Annotated in this window: 19 protein-coding genes; 13 read left to right on the top strand and 6 right to left on the bottom strand. The window is 50.7% G+C overall.

The window, feature by feature from the left end:
• Positions 1-11: 11 nt before the first annotated feature.
• From WFK81_RS22800 to WFK81_RS22775, 6 genes are all read left to right on the top strand, one after another.
• Positions 12-4286 (top strand): glycosyl hydrolase, encoded by a 4275-nt coding sequence (locus WFK81_RS22800; RefSeq protein WP_336788721.1) that lies wholly within the window; start codon positions 12-14, stop codon positions 4284-4286.
• A 176-nt stretch (positions 4287-4462) separates the two neighbouring features.
• Positions 4463-6364 (top strand): sensor histidine kinase, encoded by a 1902-nt coding sequence (locus WFK81_RS22795; protein WP_336788719.1) that lies wholly within the window; start codon positions 4463-4465, stop codon positions 6362-6364.
• Positions 6364-7422 (top strand): LacI family DNA-binding transcriptional regulator, encoded by a 1059-nt coding sequence (locus WFK81_RS22790; RefSeq protein ID WP_336788717.1) that lies wholly within the window; start codon positions 6364-6366, stop codon positions 7420-7422. Before WFK81_RS22795 ends, WFK81_RS22790 begins: the two co-directional genes overlap by 1 nt.
• Positions 7423-7455: 33 nt before the next feature.
• Positions 7456-8205 (top strand): response regulator transcription factor, encoded by a 750-nt coding sequence (locus tag WFK81_RS22785; protein ID WP_336788715.1) that lies wholly within the window; start codon positions 7456-7458, stop codon positions 8203-8205.
• Positions 8206-8284: 79 nt separating this feature from the next.
• Complete coding sequence (locus WFK81_RS22780; protein ID WP_336788713.1) at positions 8285-9325, top strand: NAD(P)-dependent alcohol dehydrogenase; 1041 nt, start codon at positions 8285-8287, stop codon at positions 9323-9325.
• 40 nt (positions 9326-9365) lie between these two features.
• A complete protein-coding gene (locus WFK81_RS22775; protein ID WP_336788711.1) occupies positions 9366-9761 on the top strand; it encodes a MerR family transcriptional regulator in 396 nt (131 codons plus the stop codon).
• Between the two features lie 33 nt (positions 9762-9794).
• On the opposite strand, the gene WFK81_RS22770 is transcribed toward WFK81_RS22775, so the two are convergent.
• Together WFK81_RS22770 and WFK81_RS22765 are read right to left on the bottom strand one after the other, a co-directional pair.
• Positions 9795-10139: a hypothetical protein gene (locus WFK81_RS22770; RefSeq protein ID WP_336788709.1), complete on the bottom strand. Its 345-nt coding sequence runs from the start codon at positions 10137-10139 to the stop codon at positions 9795-9797.
• Positions 10052-11431: a glycosyltransferase family 4 protein gene (locus WFK81_RS22765; protein ID WP_336788708.1), complete on the bottom strand. Its 1380-nt coding sequence runs from the start codon at positions 11429-11431 to the stop codon at positions 10052-10054. The genes WFK81_RS22770 and WFK81_RS22765 overlap by 88 nt, the downstream gene beginning before the upstream one ends.
• Before the next feature lie 288 nt (positions 11432-11719).
• On the opposite strand from WFK81_RS22765, the gene WFK81_RS22760 reads away from it, so the two are divergent.
• The 6 genes from WFK81_RS22760 to WFK81_RS22735 are packed head-to-tail and all read left to right on the top strand — an operon-like array spanning position 11720 to position 17850.
• Positions 11720-12304 (top strand): NAD(P)-binding domain-containing protein, encoded by a 585-nt coding sequence (locus tag WFK81_RS22760; protein ID WP_336788706.1) that lies wholly within the window; start codon positions 11720-11722, stop codon positions 12302-12304.
• Positions 12198-12998, top strand: a complete 801-nt coding sequence (locus WFK81_RS22755) for a nucleotide sugar dehydrogenase (RefSeq protein ID WP_336788766.1) — start codon at positions 12198-12200, stop codon at positions 12996-12998. The genes WFK81_RS22760 and WFK81_RS22755 overlap by 107 nt, the downstream gene beginning before the upstream one ends.
• 13 nt (positions 12999-13011) lie before the next feature.
• A complete protein-coding gene (locus WFK81_RS22750; protein ID WP_336788704.1) occupies positions 13012-13989 on the top strand; it encodes an NAD-dependent epimerase/dehydratase family protein in 978 nt (325 codons plus the stop codon).
• 16 nt (positions 13990-14005) lie between these two features.
• Positions 14006-15226, top strand: coding sequence for a glycosyltransferase family 4 protein (locus WFK81_RS22745; protein WP_336788702.1), 1221 nt, complete (start codon positions 14006-14008; stop codon positions 15224-15226).
• Positions 15223-16587: a glycosyltransferase family 4 protein gene (locus WFK81_RS22740; RefSeq protein WP_336788701.1), complete on the top strand. Its 1365-nt coding sequence runs from the start codon at positions 15223-15225 to the stop codon at positions 16585-16587. Before WFK81_RS22745 ends, WFK81_RS22740 begins: the two co-directional genes overlap by 4 nt.
• Positions 16588-16614: 27 nt before the next feature.
• Positions 16615-17850, top strand: coding sequence for a sialidase family protein (locus tag WFK81_RS22735; RefSeq protein ID WP_336788699.1), 1236 nt, complete (start codon positions 16615-16617; stop codon positions 17848-17850).
• 58 nt (positions 17851-17908) lie between these two features.
• On the opposite strand, the gene WFK81_RS22730 is transcribed toward WFK81_RS22735, so the two are convergent.
• From WFK81_RS22730 to WFK81_RS22720, 3 genes are read right to left on the bottom strand one after another with little or no spacing between them, the layout of a single operon-like run.
• Positions 17909-18367, bottom strand: a complete 459-nt coding sequence (locus tag WFK81_RS22730; protein WP_336788697.1) for a hypothetical protein — start codon at positions 18365-18367, stop codon at positions 17909-17911.
• Between the two features lie 31 nt (positions 18368-18398).
• Positions 18399-18845 carry a hypothetical protein gene (locus WFK81_RS22725; protein ID WP_336788695.1) on the bottom strand — a complete coding sequence of 149 codons (447 nt, stop codon included), beginning with the start codon at positions 18843-18845 and terminating at the stop codon, positions 18399-18401.
• A gap of 21 nt (positions 18846-18866) precedes the next feature.
• Positions 18867-19319: a hypothetical protein gene (locus WFK81_RS22720; protein WP_336788693.1), complete on the bottom strand. Its 453-nt coding sequence runs from the start codon at positions 19317-19319 to the stop codon at positions 18867-18869.
• A 133-nt stretch (positions 19320-19452) separates the two neighbouring features.
• On the opposite strand from WFK81_RS22720, the gene WFK81_RS22715 reads away from it, so the two are divergent.
• Positions 19453-20091 carry a class I SAM-dependent methyltransferase gene (locus tag WFK81_RS22715; RefSeq protein WP_336788691.1) on the top strand — a complete coding sequence of 213 codons (639 nt, stop codon included), beginning with the start codon at positions 19453-19455 and terminating at the stop codon, positions 20089-20091.
• Positions 20092-20154: 63 nt separating this feature from the next.
• Here the strand turns inward: WFK81_RS22715 and WFK81_RS22710 are convergent, their stop codons facing one another.
• Positions 20155-21063: an NAD-dependent epimerase/dehydratase family protein gene (locus WFK81_RS22710; protein ID WP_336788689.1), complete on the bottom strand. Its 909-nt coding sequence runs from the start codon at positions 21061-21063 to the stop codon at positions 20155-20157.
• Between the last annotated feature and the right edge of the window lie 4 nt (positions 21064-21067).

The raw sequence follows: 21067 nt of genomic DNA, 5'->3' as shown, positions 1-21067 counted from the left end.
AGTGAACAAGTTTGAACAAAGCTAAGAAGAGGTCGACCGCACTGATGGCCGCCGCGTTATCGGCAGCGCTTTTATTCCCCGGAACGATTCAGGCGGCAGGCATGCCTGGGAAATCAACTTATCCGGTACAGCTTCAGGCCGCCGTGCAAAATGGGGCGCACTGGGCTTCCGAGGCTATGTCCAGGTGGGCGGGGTATGGCATTATCAAAGGCTATGCGGACGGATCTTTGCATCCTGACGAAAAAGTAACGCGCGCGGAACTGGCCATGATCATGAACCGACTGTATGGCTATTATGCCAAGTCCGGCAGCGCCTTTGAGGATATCCCTCGCGAGGCGTGGTATGCCGATGCACTGAGCATTGCACGCAAGGCAGGTTACTATGAAGGTTTTCCCGGTAATTTGTCCAAGGCGTCCGCTGCCGTTACCCGGCAGGATGCCGCAGTTATCCTTGCGAGAGTGCTCGATCTCAGCCCGCCTGAGCCCGCCGGCAATCTGCCGTTTGCCGATTCGACGCAAATTAGCGACTATGCGCGCGGACCGGTTCTGGCGCTTGGCGGTACTTTGACGGGTTATCCCGACGGAACCTTCCGGCCATACGCAGTGATGACGCGCGCGGAGCTCATTGCCGTAATAGACCGGCTGGTCGGCAAGCTGTATCAGGAAGCGGGCACTGAATCCGGCGGCAAGCTGGAGGGCCATGTCATCATCAATCAGCCCGGCGTAAAGCTTAAAAACGCAGCTATCTCGGGAAACTTGTACCTTGCGCCGGGAATTGCGGACGGAGAAGCCACGCTGGAAGCCGTAAATGTCAAAGGCACTACCTTCGTTTCCGGCGGGGGCGACCACTCCGTGCATATCGGGCAAGCAGCTCTCTCCGGACTCGTTGTAAACCGCGCGGAGGGGAACGTTCGCGTCGTTGTATCCGGTGATTCGACGGTTCAGAGCTTGTCGTTGAATTCGGCCGGCGACATCGTGGCGGAAAGCGGAGCAACGATTCATTCGATTACGATTGGCCGCGGGGCATCGGGTTCAACGCTGGTCCTGCAAGCGACGGCTGGAGAAGTAACGATCCACCTTCTCGGCGGTCATGCCGTTATTAACGGCCAGACGATTACCGCGGCAGGCTCCTATGCATGGAAAAACGGCAAGCTGCAGTCCGGAGGGGCGACGGAGACGGGAAGCCCCAATAATCCTGGGATGGGCGTGACAACGACCGCAGATCTGGTAGACGCGCAGGCTACTAGCGAAACAAAGTCGCTCTTTGCTTTTTTGCAGGATACGCGGGGGAAAGAAGTGCTGTTCGGCCATCAGCATGACACAACGGTCTCTATTGCGGGGAAAGACGGTAACGGAAATGTCATCTCCGATGTAAACCGTGACGTTGGCGATTATCCGGCCGTATTTGGCTGGGATACTTTGAGTCTGGAGGGCAGAGAGAATCCTCCGGGCGCAGCGGGCGATTATGAGGCGAGCCGATTGGGGCTGTCGGCGGCAATGAAAAGGGCTTATGAGCTTGGCGGCATCGTAACGCTCAGCACGCATCCCTACAATTTCGTAACCGGCGGAGATTTCAAGGATACCGGGAATTCGGCTGGAGCGGCGCAATCCGTAGTTACCCGGATTCTTCCCGGAGGGGATAAGAACGGGGAGTTCAAGCAATACCTGGACCGGGTTGCGGCGCTGGCAAATGGGCTGAAGGATGACCGCGGACGTCTGATTCCGGTACTGTTCAGGCCTTTCCACGAGCAGAACGGCAGCTGGTTCTGGTGGGGGGCTTCCACAACGACCAAGGCGGAATATGCGGAGCTTTACCGTTATACCGTTGAATATTTGCGCGATGCGCGGCATGTCCGCAACTTCCTGTACGTGTATTCCCCTAACGGACCGTTTAACGGCAACGAAGGCGAATATTTGACAACCTATCCGGGAGACGAGTACGTCGATATTCTCGGAATGGACCAGTACGATAACAAGGATAATGCGGGCGGCGATGCTTTTCTTGGCGGAATGGTCAAGGATCTGAAGATGATCTCGCGGTTGGCGGACCGTAAAGGAAAAATCGCGACGCTTTCGGAATACGGTTACAGCGCGCAAGGGATGAAGACTGCCGGGAATAACGAGCTGCAATGGTTCACCAAGGTGATGAATGCGATCAAAAACGATCCGGATGCCAAGAGGATTGCCTATATGCTGACCTGGGCCAACTTTGGCGAAGGCAATAACCTGTTCGTTCCTTATAAGGATGTGTCTGGAAAAGGCAGTCATGAGCTGCTGCAGGATTTCATCCGTTACTACGAAGATCCGTATACGGCTTTTGCACGAGATATCCAAAATGATAATGTTTACGGCAGGACGCTGCAGACGGCGGAGGAAAGCCCTTTTCTTCATATTGTCTCGCCGACGAATGTGGGCACCGTAACCGACGCGCCTGCCGTTATCCGGGCGAAGGTAGTCCATGCACAGCCGGTAAAAGTAACCTATACGGTCAGGGGCAGCGCTACAGAGACGGAAATGAAGCTGGACGGAGAAGGTTACTATGCGGGTGCATGGCTGCCCGAAGCGTCATTAAACGGCAATTCGGCTTCGATTACGGTTCATGCCGTTCTGCCTGGCGGAGTAAAGCTTGAACAGACGCTTTCGGTATTCGTCAAAGTGCCCGAGCTCGCCGTGAATCGACTTACCTTTAATCAAGAGGGCCAAATGTCGGCCGTTCAAAATAACGGTACTTACCCGTCTTCCATTCAAATGACGCTGGAGCATAAGGCGATGGACGGGAAAGGCATGCTTGGACTTACCATACCGGACGGTCTTGAGGCGAGCGATACTTGGCAGGAGCTAAAGCTGCAGCTGACCGGCGACGGGCTTCGAAATGTTAACCTGTCCCAAGTGAAACGGGTAAAGCTGTCCGGTTTGCTTCCGTCTGCGCTTGGTCAAGAGGGGGCGGTGCAGGCCGTTGTGATGTACCCGGAGGATTGGGGAACCAAATACGGCGGCAATGCCACGAAACGCGCACTCTCGGAATTGGAGCCCATTACCGTAAACGGAAAGGTATATTACCGCTACGAAGCGGTTATCGACCTGAATAACGAAGCCGCGGCCGCGCAGGCATCCGGGCTCGCGGTATCGCTTGTGGGAAGCGGGCTCTCCGCATCCGAGCCAATCACGGTCCTGATCGATGAAATCGGCTTGTACAATACGTATGCCGCTCCGGCTGCTGATACGGGTCTTATTGACGATTATGAAGGATACGGGGGCTCCAGCGACGCGCTTAAAGCCAAATATCCGAAGGCTGGCGGCGATGATATCGGCGTTTCCTTAAGCGGGGAGGCCAAGTCAGCCGGCGAATATGGCATGAAGCTGGACTATGCGGTTGGCACAGCCGGTTATACCGGCGTGGGAAAAAGCCTCGGCACGGCAGACTGGAGCGGCAACAATGCGCTTTCGCTTTGGGTTAAGACCGATGAGTCGGGCTCCTTTGCCAAAGAAGGCAAGCCGATGAAGCTTGTCGTGCAGCTTATGATCAACGGCACGGCGTATGAAGCTTATCCGGCTCTAGAGCCGGGGGAACAATACAGCCTGACGATTCCGTTTGCCGATTTTGCCGTTGCTCCTTGGAGCTCCGGAGGACCGATTACGAAGGAAGCGCTGAAGAGCGTCACGAATTTCAATATCTATATCAATGCAATGGACGGCGGCAGCCATAACGGCATGCTAAGCTTTGACGAGATTCGGGCGGTGCATGAAGCGGGACTTCCCGAGCTACCCGGCGCGTCGGAACCGCCGGGCACAGCGGCCGGGCTGCTCTATTCGTTCCGAGCTGCCGGCGATGTAGCAGGGTGGAAGCTGGATAACAATACGGCAAACGCTGGGAACATAGGCTTCGATGGAACCGAAGGGACGTTAACCGTCGATTTCCCGCTGGTAAATACGGGACAGAATCCGGCAACCCATGCCTGGAACGAGGAGTTTGAACTGACTATCAATCCGTCGGCACTTAATTTCACAGGCAGGGATTCCCTCACAGCGGAAGTTAAGCTAAGCGAAGGTACAGCTAGAGCGCGTATTTTCATCAAGAGCGGAAGCGGCTGGACCTGGGTGGACAGCGGCGCTCCCGCAGCGGTTGGGGCCGCGGACTATACGTCGCTGACGCTTTCGCTGAAGGACGCTGCCCGGGCGGCAGGCGTCGATCTGAAGGATATCAAGGTTATTGGCATTAAGCTGGAGGAGCTCGGCAGCAGCGGAGCTGCCGCCAAGCTTCACCTGCGTCAAATTTCGTTGCAATAACAAGGGAAAGAGGCATTCCGCCGTCCAATCGGATAGGCGGGAGGTCTCTTTTGCCCATTCATAAACTTGTTAGGGGAGTTAGCTAACAATACAAATCTGTCATAACAAAAACATGCGATTGCTAACGGATTGTCGTATAATGTTTGGGTATATCAGATGAGGGTGGTAAGACTAGCATGATAAACGCGAAACAATGGGCCGGGGCGGTATGGTCCAAGCTGACGGACATGCCGATGGAGCGCAAGCTGCTGGCCGTGTTTCTGGTAGTCATATGTTTGCCGCTGGCTTTTATCGGTTACATCTCTTATTCCAACTATTCAGGCTCTATCGAGAAAACAACCTTGTCCTATTCCAACAACTTGATGATTGCCATGATGGAACGGATGGATGACTACGCGGAGGATATGATGCGCGTATCCTCTATTCCGGCTTATCAGGCGGAGATCAAGCAAAATCTGATAAGCTCCAATACTTATTATGAACGGCTTGGTAAGAATGGTGACGGAAAATCGGGGGCGAATGACATCAATCAGCTGCTCCAGATTCAGCGGGGAATCCAGTCCTCGGTAAAATTCATCAATAATATAAAAAGAGGCGCGAATGTCGTATATATTTTTGATGCGTACGGCAACGGCTATTATTCGACGGAGACCGGCTCCGTGCGGAGCAATCTGGAAGAGAGCTACCGTCGGTGGAAAAGCGTTTCCGATCAATCAAGCGGAGAAGCGCTGCTCCTCGGGACCGAAACTTATGTCAGCACGTTAAACAGCAAAAAAAACGCTTTGACCGTCGTGCGCAAAATACTCGACGACATCTCGCTTAAGCCGATCGGGCTTATTGCGGTGGACACCGATTTTCGCGTCATTGAGGATCAGATTGTCGAAATGAACAAGCTTACTCACGGCAGCGCGCTGATCATGGACGACCGGGGCAGCTTGATTTATGACAGCGATAACCATCACAGTGCCCGCGATATCGCGGGCAAGGCCGCTGCCCTTAGCGAGAAAAACGGACACTTCTACGCCGATATCGACGGGCAGCGGCAGCTCGTCATTTACACGACTTCGGCCGATACGCACTGGAAATGGTTTGTCCTCATTCCGGAGAAGGAGATGAACAAAGATTCGATCCGTACCCGGAACACGACTTGGGCAGCTGCTTTTGCGATCATCGGGATTGCGCTTCTTATCTCCATTCTGTTGTCCATTGCCTTAACGAAGCCCTTGAGGAAAATGATGCGGCTGATGCGCAAGGTTCAGGAAGGCGATCTGAGCGTACAGTTTCCTATCCGGCACAGGGACGAAATCGGACAGCTCGGCCTTCAGTTTAACCGCATGATCGTACGAATCGACCATTTGATCAAAGACATTTACGATATCGAAGCGAAGAAGAACGAAGCGGAGATCCACGCGCTCCAGAATCAGATTAATCCGCATTTCATGTACAATACGCTGGAGACGATTCGGATGTTTGCGGAGCTGAATGATGATGAAGCGGTTGCCGATATGCTGACGGAATTCGGTCAGCTGCTGCGTTACAGCATTGGCGATGTACGGGAGAGAACAACCGTTAGGGCGGAGCTCGATCATGTTAAGCATTATGTCGAGATGCTTAACTACAGGTATCCGAACCGGTTCCGGCTTCATCTTCATTTGGAAGAGAATCAGCCGTTCTTTGAAATTCCGACGCTGAGACTGCTGTTGCAGCCTATTGTCGAGAATGCGATACAACACGGGTATGATGATTCGAAGCCGGTTATGAACATTGAAATCTTGATTACCCAACCCGATGACCGGAGCATGCTGATGCGTATTGCGGATGACGGCGTAGGCATTGCGCCTGAAACAAGGGAGCGGTTAAATCAAGCTTTTCACCACCTGCAGCCTGTCCGCACAGCCGGCCGGGGCGGTATCGGCCTGCGGAATGTAAACGAGCGGATCAAGCTGCACTGCGGCGCCAGTTACGGCATACAGGTGCTGGAAGGCCGGCAAGGCGGTACGGAGGTTGTCCTGAAACTGCCGGTTTACGGGTACGAGGATAAGGGATTGACGGATTATAGCGACGGGGGAAGACCATAATGACGAAAAAAGTAACCATGCAGCAAATTGCGGATCATCTGGGGGTATCCAAATATGTCGTGTCCAAAGCCCTTTCCGGAAAGGGAGGCGTCAGCGAAGCGACAAAGGAACGGGTTATCGGAGTCGCTTCGCAGCTTGGGTATTTTGCGCAGAACAGCGGGTATGTCAAGCTGGGCAAGACCGGACAAGAAGACGACAGATTCACGGAATCCGGAGGCAGGCAATCCGTGCTTGTGCTTATGCCCAACATCAGGTTTCAAACGAGGGATTCCGTCTATTGGGGACGTATTCTGGACGGCATAGCCAGCCGGCTGGAGGAAAAAGAAATAGGCAGCGTCATCGTGATGGAGCAGAAGGTTGAAGGCTTCCTGCAGCTCTTGAAGCCGGAAGGACTGCTTGGCATGATTGGGGTTGGCGAGATTGCTTCCTCCATGCTGCTCGAGATACACCGGCTTGGTATTCCGATGGTGCTCGTTGACCATGAGGACATGTTGATTCCAACCGACACGGTCTATGTCAATAATTATGATTGCATGTATCGGCTGACCAAGCATCTTATCGGAATTGGTCATCGCCATATCGGCTTTATCGGGAATTTCCGGTATTCCCGCAGCTTTTTCGAACGTTGGAACGGATTTCGGCATGCGATGGAGGAGTTTGAGCTTTGGGACAGGCACGATCATCTGACGGATTTGGAGGCGATGGAGCATTTTGACGAGCCGATTAAAGCCTGGCTGATCCGCCGCAAGAAGCAGCGGCTGCTTCCGACGGCACTGGTATGCGCCAATGACTCCATAGCCATTGACGCTCACAGAGCAGCGAAAGAGCTGGGGCTGGAGGTGCCGGGCGATTTCTCCTTAACCGGCTTTGACAATATTGAGGATGCCGCCAGGCATTACCCTCCCATCACAACCGTTAACGTACCGAAGGAGTGGCTTGGCATCCGCGCGGTAGATAAACTGCTGGAGCGGATCGAGCGTCCGGAGGAACCGCTTGAAAAGCTCATGATCCTTGGCGATTTGGTCTATCGGGAATCGATTCAAGGGGTTAAACCATAACAAACGTTTACGATTCGAAGAAGGTGTATAGGCATGAAAGTGATGATTGTCGATGATGAGGAAATTATCCGTCTGGGGCTGGCCAAAATTTTGTCCAAGCTTAACCCCGGAATCGAAGTAATCGGTACATTCTCTAACGGGGAAGCGGCTTGGGAGCAGTTCGAAAGCTTGTGCGGGCAAGGACTCGACCTTGTCATTACGGATATCAAAATGCCCCGGATGGACGGGATTCAACTGATTAAAAACATCCGGCAGACCGGATCCGCCGTTGAAATCATCGTTCTGAGCGGATTTGAAGAGTTTGAGTACGTAAGAGCGGCTTTGCGCAGCGGCGTGAAGGATTATTTGCTTAAACCGATCGTCAAATCCCAGCTTGAAGCCGTGCTTCAGGAAATTGAGAGCAAGCTCAAGTCTGCCGAGACGGTGCCCGAGCTTCTGCAGGACCGGGAGCATCACGCGGTCGAAACGGTTAAAGAAACCTTGAAGCAAGCGTACGGGGAGCCCTTTGAGCTTGATAAGCTGGCCGGCATAGTCGGGATGAACGGCAACTATTTAAGCCGGTTGTTTAAGCATCAGACCAACATGACGATAACGGACTATTTAATTCATCTCCGAATAGAGAAAGCCAAGGAACTGCTGAGCGAAGAGCCTTCTCTTCGAAATTACGAGGTTGCGCAGCTTGTCGGCTACCATGATCCCGTTTATTTCAATAAGCTGTTCAAGAAGATGGTTGGCGTCACGCCAAAAGATTTCAAAGGGAAAAAGTGGCCGGGACTGGACTAGAGCTTGACTTGGAGTTCACTCCAGCATGTATACTCCGATTGTGTTCTTCATTTCATAGATAAAAGGAGTAGAGAAACCAATGTGTAAATCTCATGTACTCAGTGTTCCGAGCGCGAAAGCACCTTTTGAAAAAACAACGATTGAACGGAGGGCATTACGTCCCGACGATGTTCTGATCGATATTAAATTTAGCGGCATTTGCCACTCTGACATTCATACGGCCTTTGGCGAATGGGGCGAAGCGATCTTCCCGCTTGTTCCCGGGCATGAAATTGCGGGTGTTGTCGAAGCGGTTGGATCCGCGGTTACGAAGTTTGCGGTTGGCGACCGCGTTGGGGTAGGCTGCTTTGTAGACTCCTGCGGCGAATGCGAATATTGTCTTCGGGGCGAGGAGCAGTTCTGTACGAAAGGCGTTGTCAGTACGTATAACTCCCTCGATTATGACGGGCAGCCGACTTATGGCGGTTACAGCCAGAAGATCGTCGTAACGGATCGATTTGTGGTTCGCGTTCCGGACAGTCTGGAGCTCGATGTGGCTAGTCCGCTCTTATGCGCGGGTATTACAACGTACTCCCCATTGAAGCATTGGAATGCCGGCCCCGGCAAGAAGGTAGCTATCGTCGGCATGGGCGGTCTTGGCCATCTGGCTGTGCAATACGCGCATGCCATGGGAGCGGAAGTAACCGTTCTGAGCCAGTCGATGAACAAGAAGGAAGAAGCGTTGGCATTTGGGGCGGATCATTATTACGCGACAAGCCATCCGGATACATTCAAAGAGCTGGCTAACCGGTTTGACCTCATCTTGAATACCGTATCGGCCAATCTCAATGTGGATGCCTATCTGTCGATGCTCCGCGTTGACGGAACGCTCGTTAACGTTGGCGCGCCATCCGAACCGGATACGTATCAAGCTTTCTCCCTTATTATGCAGCGCCGCAGCCTCGCCGGCTCGCTTGTGGGAGGCATTCGCGAGACGCAGGAAATGCTCGACTTCTCGGCTGAGCATGGCATTAAACCGCAAATTGAGCGGATCAGCGCCGATCAGGTGGATGAAGCTTATCAACGCGTGCTCCGCAGCGATGTCCGATACCGGTTTGTCATTGATATGTCAACGATGTAAACTGTTGTTATATTGATTATAGGATAGGAGGGACAATCGTATGAGAATGGCTGAAGTAAGCGCCAGGTACGACCTGTCACAGGATACGCTCCGTTATTACGAACGTATTGGATTAATCCCGTCCGTGAACCGCAATAACAATGGCATTCGGGAGTATACCGAGGATAATCTCAGATGGGTTGAGTTTATTAAATGCATGAGAAGCGCCGGACTTCCCATCGAAGCTTTGATCGAGTACGTCAACCTGTTCCAGCAAGGCGATCATACCACGCAGGCGAGAAAGGAGCTGCTCATTGAGCAACGGGAACAGCTCCGCCTTCGGATCGAAGAAATGACAGGCATTCTGGCGAGGCTTGATTCCAAGATAGATAATTACGGACAAAACCTGCATCGCAAGGAACAGGAATTATCCAGAACGCAGGAGCGGGAAGAATAAGGAAAAAAGCAGGCGGTTGAACGCCTGCTTTTTTTATTGCTCCGGGGCCGGTATCTCTATCGGCGCAATGGCTTCTTTAAGTCTTTGGAAGGTTAAGCGGTCAGGAAGGGCGTATCCATTGGGCCGGACTTCCAGAATACGCCTCCAAACCTCTTCATCCGTTTTTGAAAGGATAAAGTTTGGATCGAGCGGCGATGCAAACAGCGGGGCGAGGTTTAACGATGCAGCTTCAGTCGTTACGCGCTTCCTTCTTCTTTTGCGTAACGGCGTTTTTGCGGCTTTTATCTTCTTTATCTTCCTGATCCTCTTATTTTTCTTCGGCGTTTTTTTGTTTTTCGATTTGGCAGCTTTCTTTTTCTTGGGGTATAAGCGCTCCATTTGCGTTCCTCCTGTGGCATTATTCCGTTTTGTTCCCCAGATTGAGCCTCAAAGGCAAGGCGCTCCTCCGCATGTTTACTCCGGGCTGATTCATATAGCTCCAGAACCCGTGAAATCATAGAAGACAGTGACCAATGAGAATGTCCCCACGCTTTCGACTGTTCCGCCATCGCGCTAAGCAGTTCCGGTTCTTCCAAGGCCGTACGAAGGCATGCATAAAGCTGCTCAGGGTCTCCCATGCGAGCTACCAGACCGTTTTGAAGGTGGGCAACCATTTCCGGAATGCCGCCGGCATCGGAGGTGATCACCGGTTTCCCCGCGATTTGAGCTTCAATGATGGCGAACGGCTGATTGTCCTGCATGCTGGGAAGAACGACAAAATCCGCTTGCTGCATCATTTCGGGCACATCCTCCCGGTGTCCCCAGAAGAGAATATGATTCGATAGACCAAACTGATTGGTCAGTTGGATTAATTCCTCGCGGAGGAAACCGTCTCCGACCAGCCAGCAGACCCAGTCGGAACGCTCTTCTTTTAGTCTCGCAAAGGCATGAATGAGAGTGGAATGTCCCTTCACGATATCGAAGCGGGCGGGGCATATAAATAGTTTCTCCGCCAGGGGCTTAATCGTCGTAGGTTCTCTTAGCATTTTATTCTGAAATTCATCGATATCTATCCCGTAATGACTAACCGTCACGCATTCTTCGGGAACGGCAAAGTCATTGACTAGTTCGTTTTTCAACCATAGCGAAGGAGAAATCGTTACATCGCTGACCGTTGCGCCAAGATACTCCCGCAAGGACGAATAGTACCACAAGGGAGAGTTTATATTTTGGTCAGTCAAGCCCAGTTCCTTCAATTTAACAAACCATTCCTTCGTAAGACAGCCATGAATGGTTGTGACAAGGGGGATATGCGCAGGCTTTACGCGGGAAATCGCGTGTGCGCTTACGATGTCCTGCGCGTGTATGACATCGTATTCGGCCAATCCGAAATACAAAGCAGCTGCTTCCATGCACAATCTATCAACCTCTGCTTGTTTGATCCATGGATCGATCCCCGGCAGCAGCTGATCCAAATAAAGATCCGTTTGGCGGGCAATGAGAGGGGTTAGCCGACTTTTGTCTATCGATAAGTTTCGGCTTGGAATATAGAAGCCTTGCGCGTCCGGCGTCGTGGAAAATATATCAACTTCATGTCCGGCACCTTGTAATCCCTTGACAAGTTGATTGACATAGGTATTTACGCCGCCGGCATGCGGCAGTGCCCACATGCAAGCGATTAAGATTCGCATGTTTTGTCCTCCGATTGGTCCGTCGTCCCATTAGTATATGATTCAACCAAAGCATTGTTAACGTACATGAACCTATTTCACTCGTATTTTCGGGCGGGCAATGTCCTATTAGGTATCCCGTAAAAAAGGAAGATTTCCGGCAATAACCGCTATAAGAGGGCAACTATCTCTTCCGATTCGAAAATTCGGGATAAACTACTATTTTCATAGCCTTTAGACATTAATCCAATGCTTCTCTGATTCATTTGCGTATCATGCTAGAAGATGAATTGAAGGAGTTGAAAGAGATTGGAGCTTGCCCATAAATATAAAATCGCCATAATCGGCCTGGGTTATGTCGGCTTGCCCCTTGCGAAGTTATTCGTAGAGAAGGGGAATACGGTATACGGAATCGATACCGATATTCGCAAGATTCAAATGCTGCAGAAACGTCAATCCTATTTATCCGACTATAAGAGAAACGATATTCGGGAGCTTTTCAGCGGAAAAAAATTTCATGTCAGTCATTCGTTTGAAGTGATAGAGAAGGCTGACGTCATCATTCTATGCGTTCCGACACCGCTTGACGAGCAAATGCAGCCGGATTTGAAATTTGTTATAAACGCGACGCGCTGCATACTTCCCCATCTAAAAAGAGGTCAGCTGATCGCTCTGGAGAGCTCCACCTTCCCTGGGACCAGCGAGGAAATCCTGAAGCCGCTGCTGGAGAGAGAGTACCGGACTGGAGGTCGGGACGGATCTTCTGCTAGCTTATTCGCCGGAACGGATCGATCCCGGGTCGCATTGGGAGCTGTCGCAAATTCCGAAGGTCGTAGGAGGGGTGAATCCGGCAAGCACTTCGTACGCAAAAGAAGTCTATGGTACCGCATTTGAGAAGGTGGTTATCGTCTCTTCCCCTCGCGCCGCGGAAATGACGAAGCTGCTGGAGAACTGCCAGCGATTCTTGAACATTTCCTTTATGAACAGCCTTCTTAAGCTATGCGAAGAGTTGGATATCAATCTCTGGGAAGTTATCGAAGCTGCTGGGACTAAGCCGTTTGGATTTACCAAATATTATCCCGGCCCCGGAATTGGCGGACATTGCATACCGGTTGATCCCTTGTATCTGCTATGGAAGGCAAGAGAGCATCAGATCGATATGCCCTTCATCGAGCTTAGCTCGCATGTAAATGAGAGTATGCCTGCCTATATCGTAGAGAGAGTGTCCAAAATTTTGAAGCCAAAAGAGCTGAAGGACAGCAGAGTGCTGATTATTGGAGTCACGTATAAAAAAGACGTTAACGATATGCGCGAATCCATCGCTTTGCCTATTATTGAACGTTTGCTGCAGGAAGGCGTCCATGTCGGCTATTTTGATCCCTACGTTAACGAACTGCATGTTGGCGCAACCACCCTCCATTCGATCCCGCTTACTGCCCGGAATATGAAAAATTACGATTGCACCGTCATTCTGACGGATCATTCCAATATTTCATACGAGCTTATTGCAGCCCATACTCCTATCGTCTTGGACACGAGGAATGCAACCAGCAAACTTGCGGACCGGAAAAACATTATCTTAATTTGAGGAGGGAGTTTGCTTGAAAATATTAGTAACAGGCGGAGCGGGATTCATTGGCTCTCATCTTGTGGAAAGCTTGTTGGCGGAAGGGCATACTGTCTGGACATTGGACGATTTCTCGAATGGAAGGCCGGAGTTTCTTGCTCATTTGCTCAATCATCCTCGTCACCGGCTTATAGTAGGCTCGGTGCTTGACAGGAAGCTAGTAAAGAAATGCGTGAGTCAAGCGGATGCCGTTTGCCATTTGGCAGCCGTGCTAGGAGTAAAAAATACGGTTGAAGATCCAATTAAAGTCATTGAAGGCAACATTGACGGCACGCGCAATATTCTTGAACTGGCTTATCCGGGCCGCAAGAAAGTGATATTCGCATCGACATCGGAGATTTACGGGAAAAATGAGAAGCTGCCGTTTAACGAGATGTCGGACCGCGTATACGGCGCACCTTCCATCCATCGCTGGAGCTATGCAACGGCCAAATCCATTGATGAACACATGTGCTTTGCCTATGCGGCGAAAGGACTTCCGGTGACGGTGCTCCGCTATTTCAATGCCTATGGACCTAGGCAAACAAACTCGCAATATGGGGGGGTGGTAGCCAGATTCATTACAGCCGCGTTAAAAGGCGAACCGCTTGAGGTGTATGGGGACGGCACGCAGCGAAGATGTTTCACCTTTGTGGACGATACCGTAAGCGGAACGGTCGCGGCGCTGAGACCGGACGCCGATGGTCTGGCCTTTAATGTCGGTTCGACGCATTCCGTGACGATTTTTCAGCTTGCGCAGCTGATTATTAGTCTGAGCCGTTCTGCGTCGCCGATTATACTGAAATCCTATGCGGAAGCTTATGGTCCGGGTTATGAGGATATGCCGGCTCGCGAGCCAGATCTGACCCGGGCAGAAGCTTTGCTTGGCTACAAGCCCTCCGTTTCCCTGGAACAAGGACTAATTAAAACGATTGAATGGTATCGGGAACGCATCAGCTTAAAGACGGTCTAGCCAGAGGAGGGACGGAATGAAGATTGCGCTTGTTTCCTATTGGTGTATTCCTTATTCCGGCGGAGTTTCCACGTATACGCTGGCATTAAGGAAGGGACTCGAAGACCTTGGGCATGACGTCGATATTATCTCCCACAACGAAACGGGAATGAAATACCACATTGCCGACAAGGGGAAAACAATCGATAAACTGGCTGTTTCGGCGGCGGTAAAGCAGCAGATCGGTACGCGCTACAATAGAAAGACGAATTCCTTTGACGCTTGGCTCGCTGATATGGAAAGCGAGCGCATCGCTTTCCGTCAAGCGTTATCTCATTTCGGATTACATCATTATGATCTCATCCATGCTCAGGACGTCATATCCGCAATAGGCGCCTATGAAGTAAAGCCCCCAAATATTCCGCTGCTATTAACGCTCCATGGAGATCTGGCAGAGGAATGGAGATATCAGGGTATTTTTTCGGAGCCTTCCTTGCCCTGGGAATGGGCGAAAGCGCTTGATTACTACGGAAGAATAGCGGCAGACCGAATCGTTTTTCCTTCTCAATGGCTTAAACGGCAGTATGACGCAAAACCAGCCCGAACCGCTTCCTCGGCAGCCGTCATTCCATATGGCTTTGATACGATGAGATTCCTCCATCAAACCGCCCTTTATACGCCTTCCTTCAATAAAAACGGCTTGAAGGTAATACTATGTCCTGCGCGTCTCGATCCTGTGAAGGGTCATCCCGTATTGCTGCAAGCTTTGTCTTTGTTGAAGGAATCCCGTTCGGATTGGATTTGCTGGTTGGCGGGAGACGGACTCATGCGCAAGCAACTGGAACGATCCGTAAACCGTTTGGGATTAGGTCAACATGTCACATTTCTGGGTCACCAGAACAACATGGCGTTGCTGCTGCAGGAAGCGGATCTTATTGTTCTGCCGAGTATTCATGACAATTTGCCGTTTGCCGTTATGGAAGCGCAGGTGGCTGGAAAACCGATCATTGCTTCAGATACAGGGGGAATACCTGAAATGATTGACAACGGGAAGACGGGCGTCCTTTTCCAGAAAGGGAAAGCGGATCTGTTATGCCAGAGCATAAATAAACTGCTTAGTGATGAAGATCAAAGGAAGAAGTTGGCTAATCAAGCGAGATATCATGGACTGCGTAATTGGTCCTTGCAAACCATGATTAACCGGACGGCTCTTCTTTACGAAAAAACCTTAACCTCTAAGCGTGCTGAAAGCTTATGAGAATTCTTATAGCAACGTATTGGCTCATTCCGCATGTAGGCGGGGTATGGGCATATATGCAGGATTTGAAAGCCAGCCTGGAGGAGCGGGGACATAAAGTAGATATACTCGCGAGGCATCCGGACGAGAATAGCTATTATATTGTTAACTCCGGCCGCAGGGTTGAAAAAAAGCTGTTTAGACCTCTAATAGAAAAAGAGATAAAAACGGTGTATGCCTCGCAGCAGATCCCGATTGATCCTTGGATCGTGGACCAGGAAATCGAGTTTTGCTGTTATGCGCTGGCTGCCGCGTATTTGGGCGTTCAGAGTTATGATATTATCCACGCTCAAGACGTTATCTCCTCGCGTGCTTTATGGCAAATCAAGCCGGATGGCATTCCCTTGATCAATACGATACACGGGTGCCTGGCAACCGATTTCTGGGTTTCCCTGGAAGGGCGGGCGCCATCGGATTCGATATGGAAATATGCCTGCGCCAGAGAATATTATGGCGCAACCTCCAGTGATTTGGCTATTGTGCCGACCAATTGGCTGCATCGGACGCTTGGCGGTTATTTGGTTCCCGGTGATCATATGGAAGTGATTCCTTACGGAATGAACATCGAACGTTTTTTACAGCGCACAAAAGAAAGAAATTCGTTCAGGCTCCCGAAAGACCACTGCAATATTCTATGTCCAGCCCGCCTCGATAAAGTAAAAGGACACAGCAGCTTGTTGGATGCCCTGTATCTGCTCAAGCAATCCAGGAACGATTGGCGTTGCCTGTTCGTTGGCGACGGCAATCTTCGGGAGGAGCTGGAGGCAAAAGCGCTTCATCTTGGCTTATCGCCTTATGTTGTTTTTGCGGGAAGCAGAAACGATGTGCCGGCGTTAATGCGGCAATCGGATATCATCGTCCTTCCAAGCCTCAATGACAACCAGCCGTATGCCGTAATGGAGGCTCAGCTTGCGGGCAAGCCGCTAATTGTTTCGGATGCCGGAGGTATTCCGGAGATGGTACAGCACGGTCAGACCGGATTGATGGCAAGAGCCGGGGACAGCGGCGAACTGTCTCGCTGCCTGCAATTGCTGATCGAGAACAAGCCGCTTCGCAACCGATTAGCCAAGAACGGACACAGCTGGGGATTGCAGCAATGGTCGCTCCCCGCAATGGCAGAACGAATTGAAAAGCAGTATGAACGGCTTCTGAATAATCAACACACCCGTAAGGTATCTCATCCGCCTAAGCATCCCGGTCACCACGGTTCAAAAATATGCACCTATTTGCGCCATGCCTATCAGATGAATATTCCGGGCTCTTTTTCTATCGTAGATGACCATATTGTCGGTTCAATCTTGTTCCAAGCCAACCAGTCTTAATAAATTTTAGAAAGGGAGTGACGATAGATGGCAAATCAGCAAATTACCCCTTCAGGGCCGCAGCAGGAGCCATCCATTGCGCTTAATAATCTTGACCAATCCACTATTGTGGTAACAACAAATGATTTGCGTTCAGGCAATAACATGACAACGGTCTACCGTTCGATTGACGCGGGCGTATCATATGCGCAAAATTTGCTTTCTCCTCCCGCCGGATTTGCCGCCTCCGGAGATGCTGTAGCCGCTTTTGGTTATGCTCAGACCTTTCTCGTTGCCGCTACCGCGCTTAACGTAAACCCTGTGCGCGATTCTTCGATTATCGTCTATCGTTCCATCGACAACGGAGCTTCGTTCTCTGCTCCCATCATTGTCAATCAAGGCTACGGGACGGCTGTTTATAATGACAAACCGGCGCTAACGATTGATACGGCAAACGGCAGCCCTTATTTGGGTCAAGCGTACATTGCGTATACCCGGTACTTTAACGATTTTAGGCAGTCGGAAACCTTGTTTCAGCGTTCCGTCGATCAAGGACAGACCTGGTCTCCGCCAATTCTGCTTACGAATCAGGTGCAAGGCGTAACAAGCTTCGGATCAACGATTGCGATCGGACCGCAAGGAGATGTGTATGTCGGCTGGATGCAATACGGTCCCGGAACACCGCAATATTTAATGCGGAAATCTTTGGACGGAGGAGTAACCTTTGGGCCAATCGTTTTGGTATCCACTGTCAGCCTCGTCCCCACTCCTCTTCCGGTTCCAACCTTTGGCTTCCGCGTCTTGACCATCGCTTATATGGCAACGGATATTTCGCCGTTTAATGGTCAAGGTATCGTTTATGCCGTTTGGCAAGACAACCGTACAGGCAGCGCGCATATCTTTATGGCGCGTTCGACGGACAGGGGAAATACCTGGTCAAGCGCAAAGCAGATTGACGACAGCCCTGCCGGAACGCAGAACTTTTTGCCCAATGCGACGGTTTCCCGTGATACTGGAGCCTTTAAGGCTATGTACTATACGAACCGCGTAACCAATACTCTCATTGATGTCTATTTAGCCGAGTCTAATGATGCCGGCAATACGTTTCTGCCTAACCGGCGGATTACAAGCGTCTCCTTTGATCCAAACGCAGACCCTTCTCTTGGAGAACCTACACCGTCCATTGGCGATTATAACGACCTGGAAATCAATGCGGCGGGAACGACTTTCGTTGTATGGATGGATACCCGAACCGGCTCGCAGAATATTTTCGAGGACCGGTAAACAACGAAGCGGTTGGTTAGCCGGAATCCAGCTAACCAACCACTTAATGGTTGCCTGCTTACAGATAGACCGTTCCGTCAAGATGCACGGGGCCGGTAATGGTAACCGAGTTCTGTCCGACATGTTCAACCGTGAGGGAATATTGCTGGAAGGTACCAACCAGAGCAGCCGTAGCCGTTTCCGTATGCTGGAAGGCTGTCGTGAAATCAAGCGCTACCCAAGGGCCTTCTTGCGCGGTTCCGATAAAAGCGGAATCCGTTGTCTGATAAACCACAGGAGCAGGAGCGGAAATGCCGCCGCGCCGGATGCGGAAGAGCAGCTTCGGAACGATATTGAGCAGCAGCAGCTGGGCTTCCCAGCCAATGGATGCTTTGATTTCAATCCGGTTATTGATATTGTTCACTTGGAGAAAGATGGAAGTCAACAAGTATTCGGCACCCGGAGAGATTGTAAACGGGAGCGAACCGGTTCCGGCGGCAACTTCTTGATACTGGTAGTCTACAATTGTAACAGTCATGCTATCACCTCCTTTCAAAAAACAAAAATCGTTAGGAATAACCGATTGTTGTTCCATTCAAAACGATCGGTCCCATTACGGTGATCCTGCCTATTCCGGCGGATTCCGCAGTCAAATAATAGGTTTGATATAACCCGGCTGTTCCCGGCTCGGGAGATTCCACATGATAAAAGGTGGTTGTGGCAGGGATGGAGGAAGTTTTGCGGTTTACGTAATAGGAGTCTGCGATTTGGGATACTTCGGGGAAATCCGGGGTAGCGCCGCCGCGTCTTAGCCGGAGTATGATCTTCGGCACAATAGGCAATTGAGACGCTTCGGCCCTCCAGCATACGGAGACTTCGATAAAGATCTTACTGTCAGGGCCGGAGCTTTTAAGAAATACGGATGTAAGCAAGGTTTCCGTACCGGCAGGGATAGGAAGCGGGAGGGAATGCGTGCCCGGCAATACTGTAATTGAAGCAGAGTCATGGATGGCCATAGCTTTTTTACCCTCCTCTTTTTATAGAATAAAAGTTCCGCCAATAAGCGTGACAGATCCGGAGATTGTGGCCGTACCGGCACCTGCGAGCTCTGCTGTCAGGCAGTATTGCTGAAAAGTTCCGACGTTCGCTGAGCTTGGCAAATCGCTGAATTGCAAAGATAAAGTCTTATCTATCGTTAATACCGGAACATCGCGGCCAAGCGACGCGGTATCCTTGACCAAGCAGATCAACTTATGGGCTGATGTAAACCCACCGCGGCGAATTCGGAAAATCATATTTATGCGCTGCGTGTTCTGTAATAGAGGGGTCTCCCAGCCGATGGTGGCATAACCGTTAATCCGGGTTTGACGACTGGGCATAGGAAGAAAGATAGAAGTAAGCAAAATCTCAGTGCCTGCAGCCATATTCAGCGGCAGCGCTCCCGCTCCGACCGAAACCTCCTGTGCGGAAAAATCTATCCAATCGGTCAAGCTGATCTCCTCCTCTTTATTGCTTTCATACATTAGATTCATAGATTCGGTCATATGCAATGTACAGATATACCATGGTAAATATCTGTTCTGCGTATCAAGTTTAAAATTCAAGGCTGCTGGAGGGAGAAAAATGGACGACGAAATTGCGAAGATGGAACGAATGTATGCAACGTCAATAGAAGATGCCATGCTTGATCATTATTATCGCTACCAATATGCGGAACGGTTTATCCGTCCCGGCGATATTTTGCTCGATGCCGCCTGCGGTTCGGGTTTTGGAACGCATTATTTGGCAGCCCATTCCGCATGTACATTAGCGGTCGGGGTGGATAGGTCCGAGCATGGATTAAATTGGGCGATACATTACTTCTTCTCCCACAAAACCGTTTATTGCCAAACGGATTTATCGGGTTCCTTTCACGAGGAACTACCGCTGCCAAGCTATGACGTCATTATTTGTTTCGAGACGGTGGAACACATGAAGGACGACAAGTCATTTATCCGAAAATTATATCAATGCTTAAATAAAGGCGGGGTGCTGCTTATTTCGGCGCCTAATGAAAACGTTATTCCTCACTTAAAGAATCCTTATTTTTTGCATGGCGTAAACCCTCATCATTATCGTCATTACCGTCCGGAGGAGCTGCGCAGTCTGCTTGTCAAGCATGGCTTTCATATTCTGCAGGTTGTAACGCAGGACAACGAGACCTACGAAATTGTGCCCGGAAGAGACGATGGATTTACAATTATTTATGTGGCTACCAAGTGAAGGAAATGAAGAGAAAGCTAATATCCCGCTGGCAGCAGTGACGATATTAGCTTTCTTGTTGTTTCATGGCACATGCAGATAGGTTTGGGAGAGCCCTTCAAACAAACTGCTTGCAGGCCGCCAGCCCAATCGTTGATTGGCCTTTGCGTTGTCCAGGCAGCTGTCCATAATATCGCCCGGCCGTTCCGGGCCATAAGTGATTTCGACATTTTGTCCATGAATAAGCTTGATCATATGAATCAAATTGTTAATGGAAGTGCGCAGTCCCGTGCTGATATTAATCGTTTCCTGGTCTCCCTGATGAATGGCCGCCAAGTTCGCTTGTACAACATCCTGCACATAGATGAAATCCCTGGTTTGGTTACCGCTGCCGTTTACGTGAAGCGGAAGGCCTTGCTTTAATTTGCTCATGAAAATAGATACGACGCCGCCTTCCCCGGAAGCGTTTTGCCGAGGGCCGTACACGTTGCTGTAGCGCAATATCGTATAGGGAAGACCGTGCATTTTGTGGAACAGCCGGATATAGTTCTCTCCCGTTAGCTTGGACAGGCCGTAATAGGAGATGGGGGCTGCAACGGCATCCTCCAAGTTTCTTTCTTTATTGGCATCGCCATAAACAGCGGAGGTAGAAGAAAAAACAAGCTTGCCGACTTCAGCCTGCTGGCATGCCTTCATCAGACGAATCGTTCCGACAATATTAACCGAAGAATCATAGGCGGGATCAGTTACCGAACGCTGGACATCGACCTGCGCAGCCATGTGAAATACAATATCGGGTCTGACCTGCTTAATGATTTGCATAGCCGCATCGCTGTTAATGTCTAGTTCATGGAAAACGGCATCGGGATGGACATTGCTTTTGAAGCCCGTAGATAAATTGTCAATGACATGGACATCGGCACCGCTTTGAACCAGTGCATCTGTCAGATGGGAACCAATAAAGCCCGCGCCTCCCGTAACTAAAGCTTTCATTATT

Source organism: Paenibacillus sp. MMO-177 (assembly GCF_037147795.1).
Lineage (GTDB): Bacteria > Bacillota > Bacilli > Paenibacillales > Paenibacillaceae > Pristimantibacillus.
This window is presented reverse-complemented; position numbering and strand designations above follow the sequence as displayed.

What these genes read in the sequence shown, in the direction of transcription:
- WFK81_RS22730 (WP_336788697.1), bottom strand. Translation starts at nt 18,367, where the DNA reads ATGACTGTTACAATTGTAGACTACCAGTATCAAGAAGTTGCCGCCGGA.
- WFK81_RS22740 (WP_336788701.1), top strand. Translation starts at nt 15,223, where the DNA reads ATGAGAATTCTTATAGCAACGTATTGGCTCATTCCGCATGTAGGCGGG.
- WFK81_RS22710 (WP_336788689.1), bottom strand. Translation starts at nt 21,063, where the DNA reads ATGAAAGCTTTAGTTACGGGAGGCGCGGGCTTTATTGGTTCCCATCTG.
- WFK81_RS22715 (WP_336788691.1), top strand. Translation starts at nt 19,453, where the DNA reads ATGGACGACGAAATTGCGAAGATGGAACGAATGTATGCAACGTCAATA.
- WFK81_RS22795 (WP_336788719.1), top strand. Translation starts at nt 4,463, where the DNA reads ATGATAAACGCGAAACAATGGGCCGGGGCGGTATGGTCCAAGCTGACG.
- WFK81_RS22735 (WP_336788699.1), top strand. Translation starts at nt 16,615, where the DNA reads ATGGCAAATCAGCAAATTACCCCTTCAGGGCCGCAGCAGGAGCCATCC.
- WFK81_RS22790 (WP_336788717.1), top strand. Translation starts at nt 6,364, where the DNA reads ATGACGAAAAAAGTAACCATGCAGCAAATTGCGGATCATCTGGGGGTA.
- WFK81_RS22745 (WP_336788702.1), top strand. Translation starts at nt 14,006, where the DNA reads ATGAAGATTGCGCTTGTTTCCTATTGGTGTATTCCTTATTCCGGCGGA.
- WFK81_RS22785 (WP_336788715.1), top strand. Translation starts at nt 7,456, where the DNA reads ATGAAAGTGATGATTGTCGATGATGAGGAAATTATCCGTCTGGGGCTG.
- WFK81_RS22770 (WP_336788709.1), bottom strand. Translation starts at nt 10,139, where the DNA reads ATGGAGCGCTTATACCCCAAGAAAAAGAAAGCTGCCAAATCGAAAAAC.
- WFK81_RS22765 (WP_336788708.1), bottom strand. Translation starts at nt 11,431, where the DNA reads ATGCGAATCTTAATCGCTTGCATGTGGGCACTGCCGCATGCCGGCGGC.
- WFK81_RS22775 (WP_336788711.1), top strand. Translation starts at nt 9,366, where the DNA reads ATGAGAATGGCTGAAGTAAGCGCCAGGTACGACCTGTCACAGGATACG.
- WFK81_RS22780 (WP_336788713.1), top strand. Translation starts at nt 8,285, where the DNA reads ATGTGTAAATCTCATGTACTCAGTGTTCCGAGCGCGAAAGCACCTTTT.
- WFK81_RS22725 (WP_336788695.1), bottom strand. Translation starts at nt 18,845, where the DNA reads ATGGCCATCCATGACTCTGCTTCAATTACAGTATTGCCGGGCACGCAT.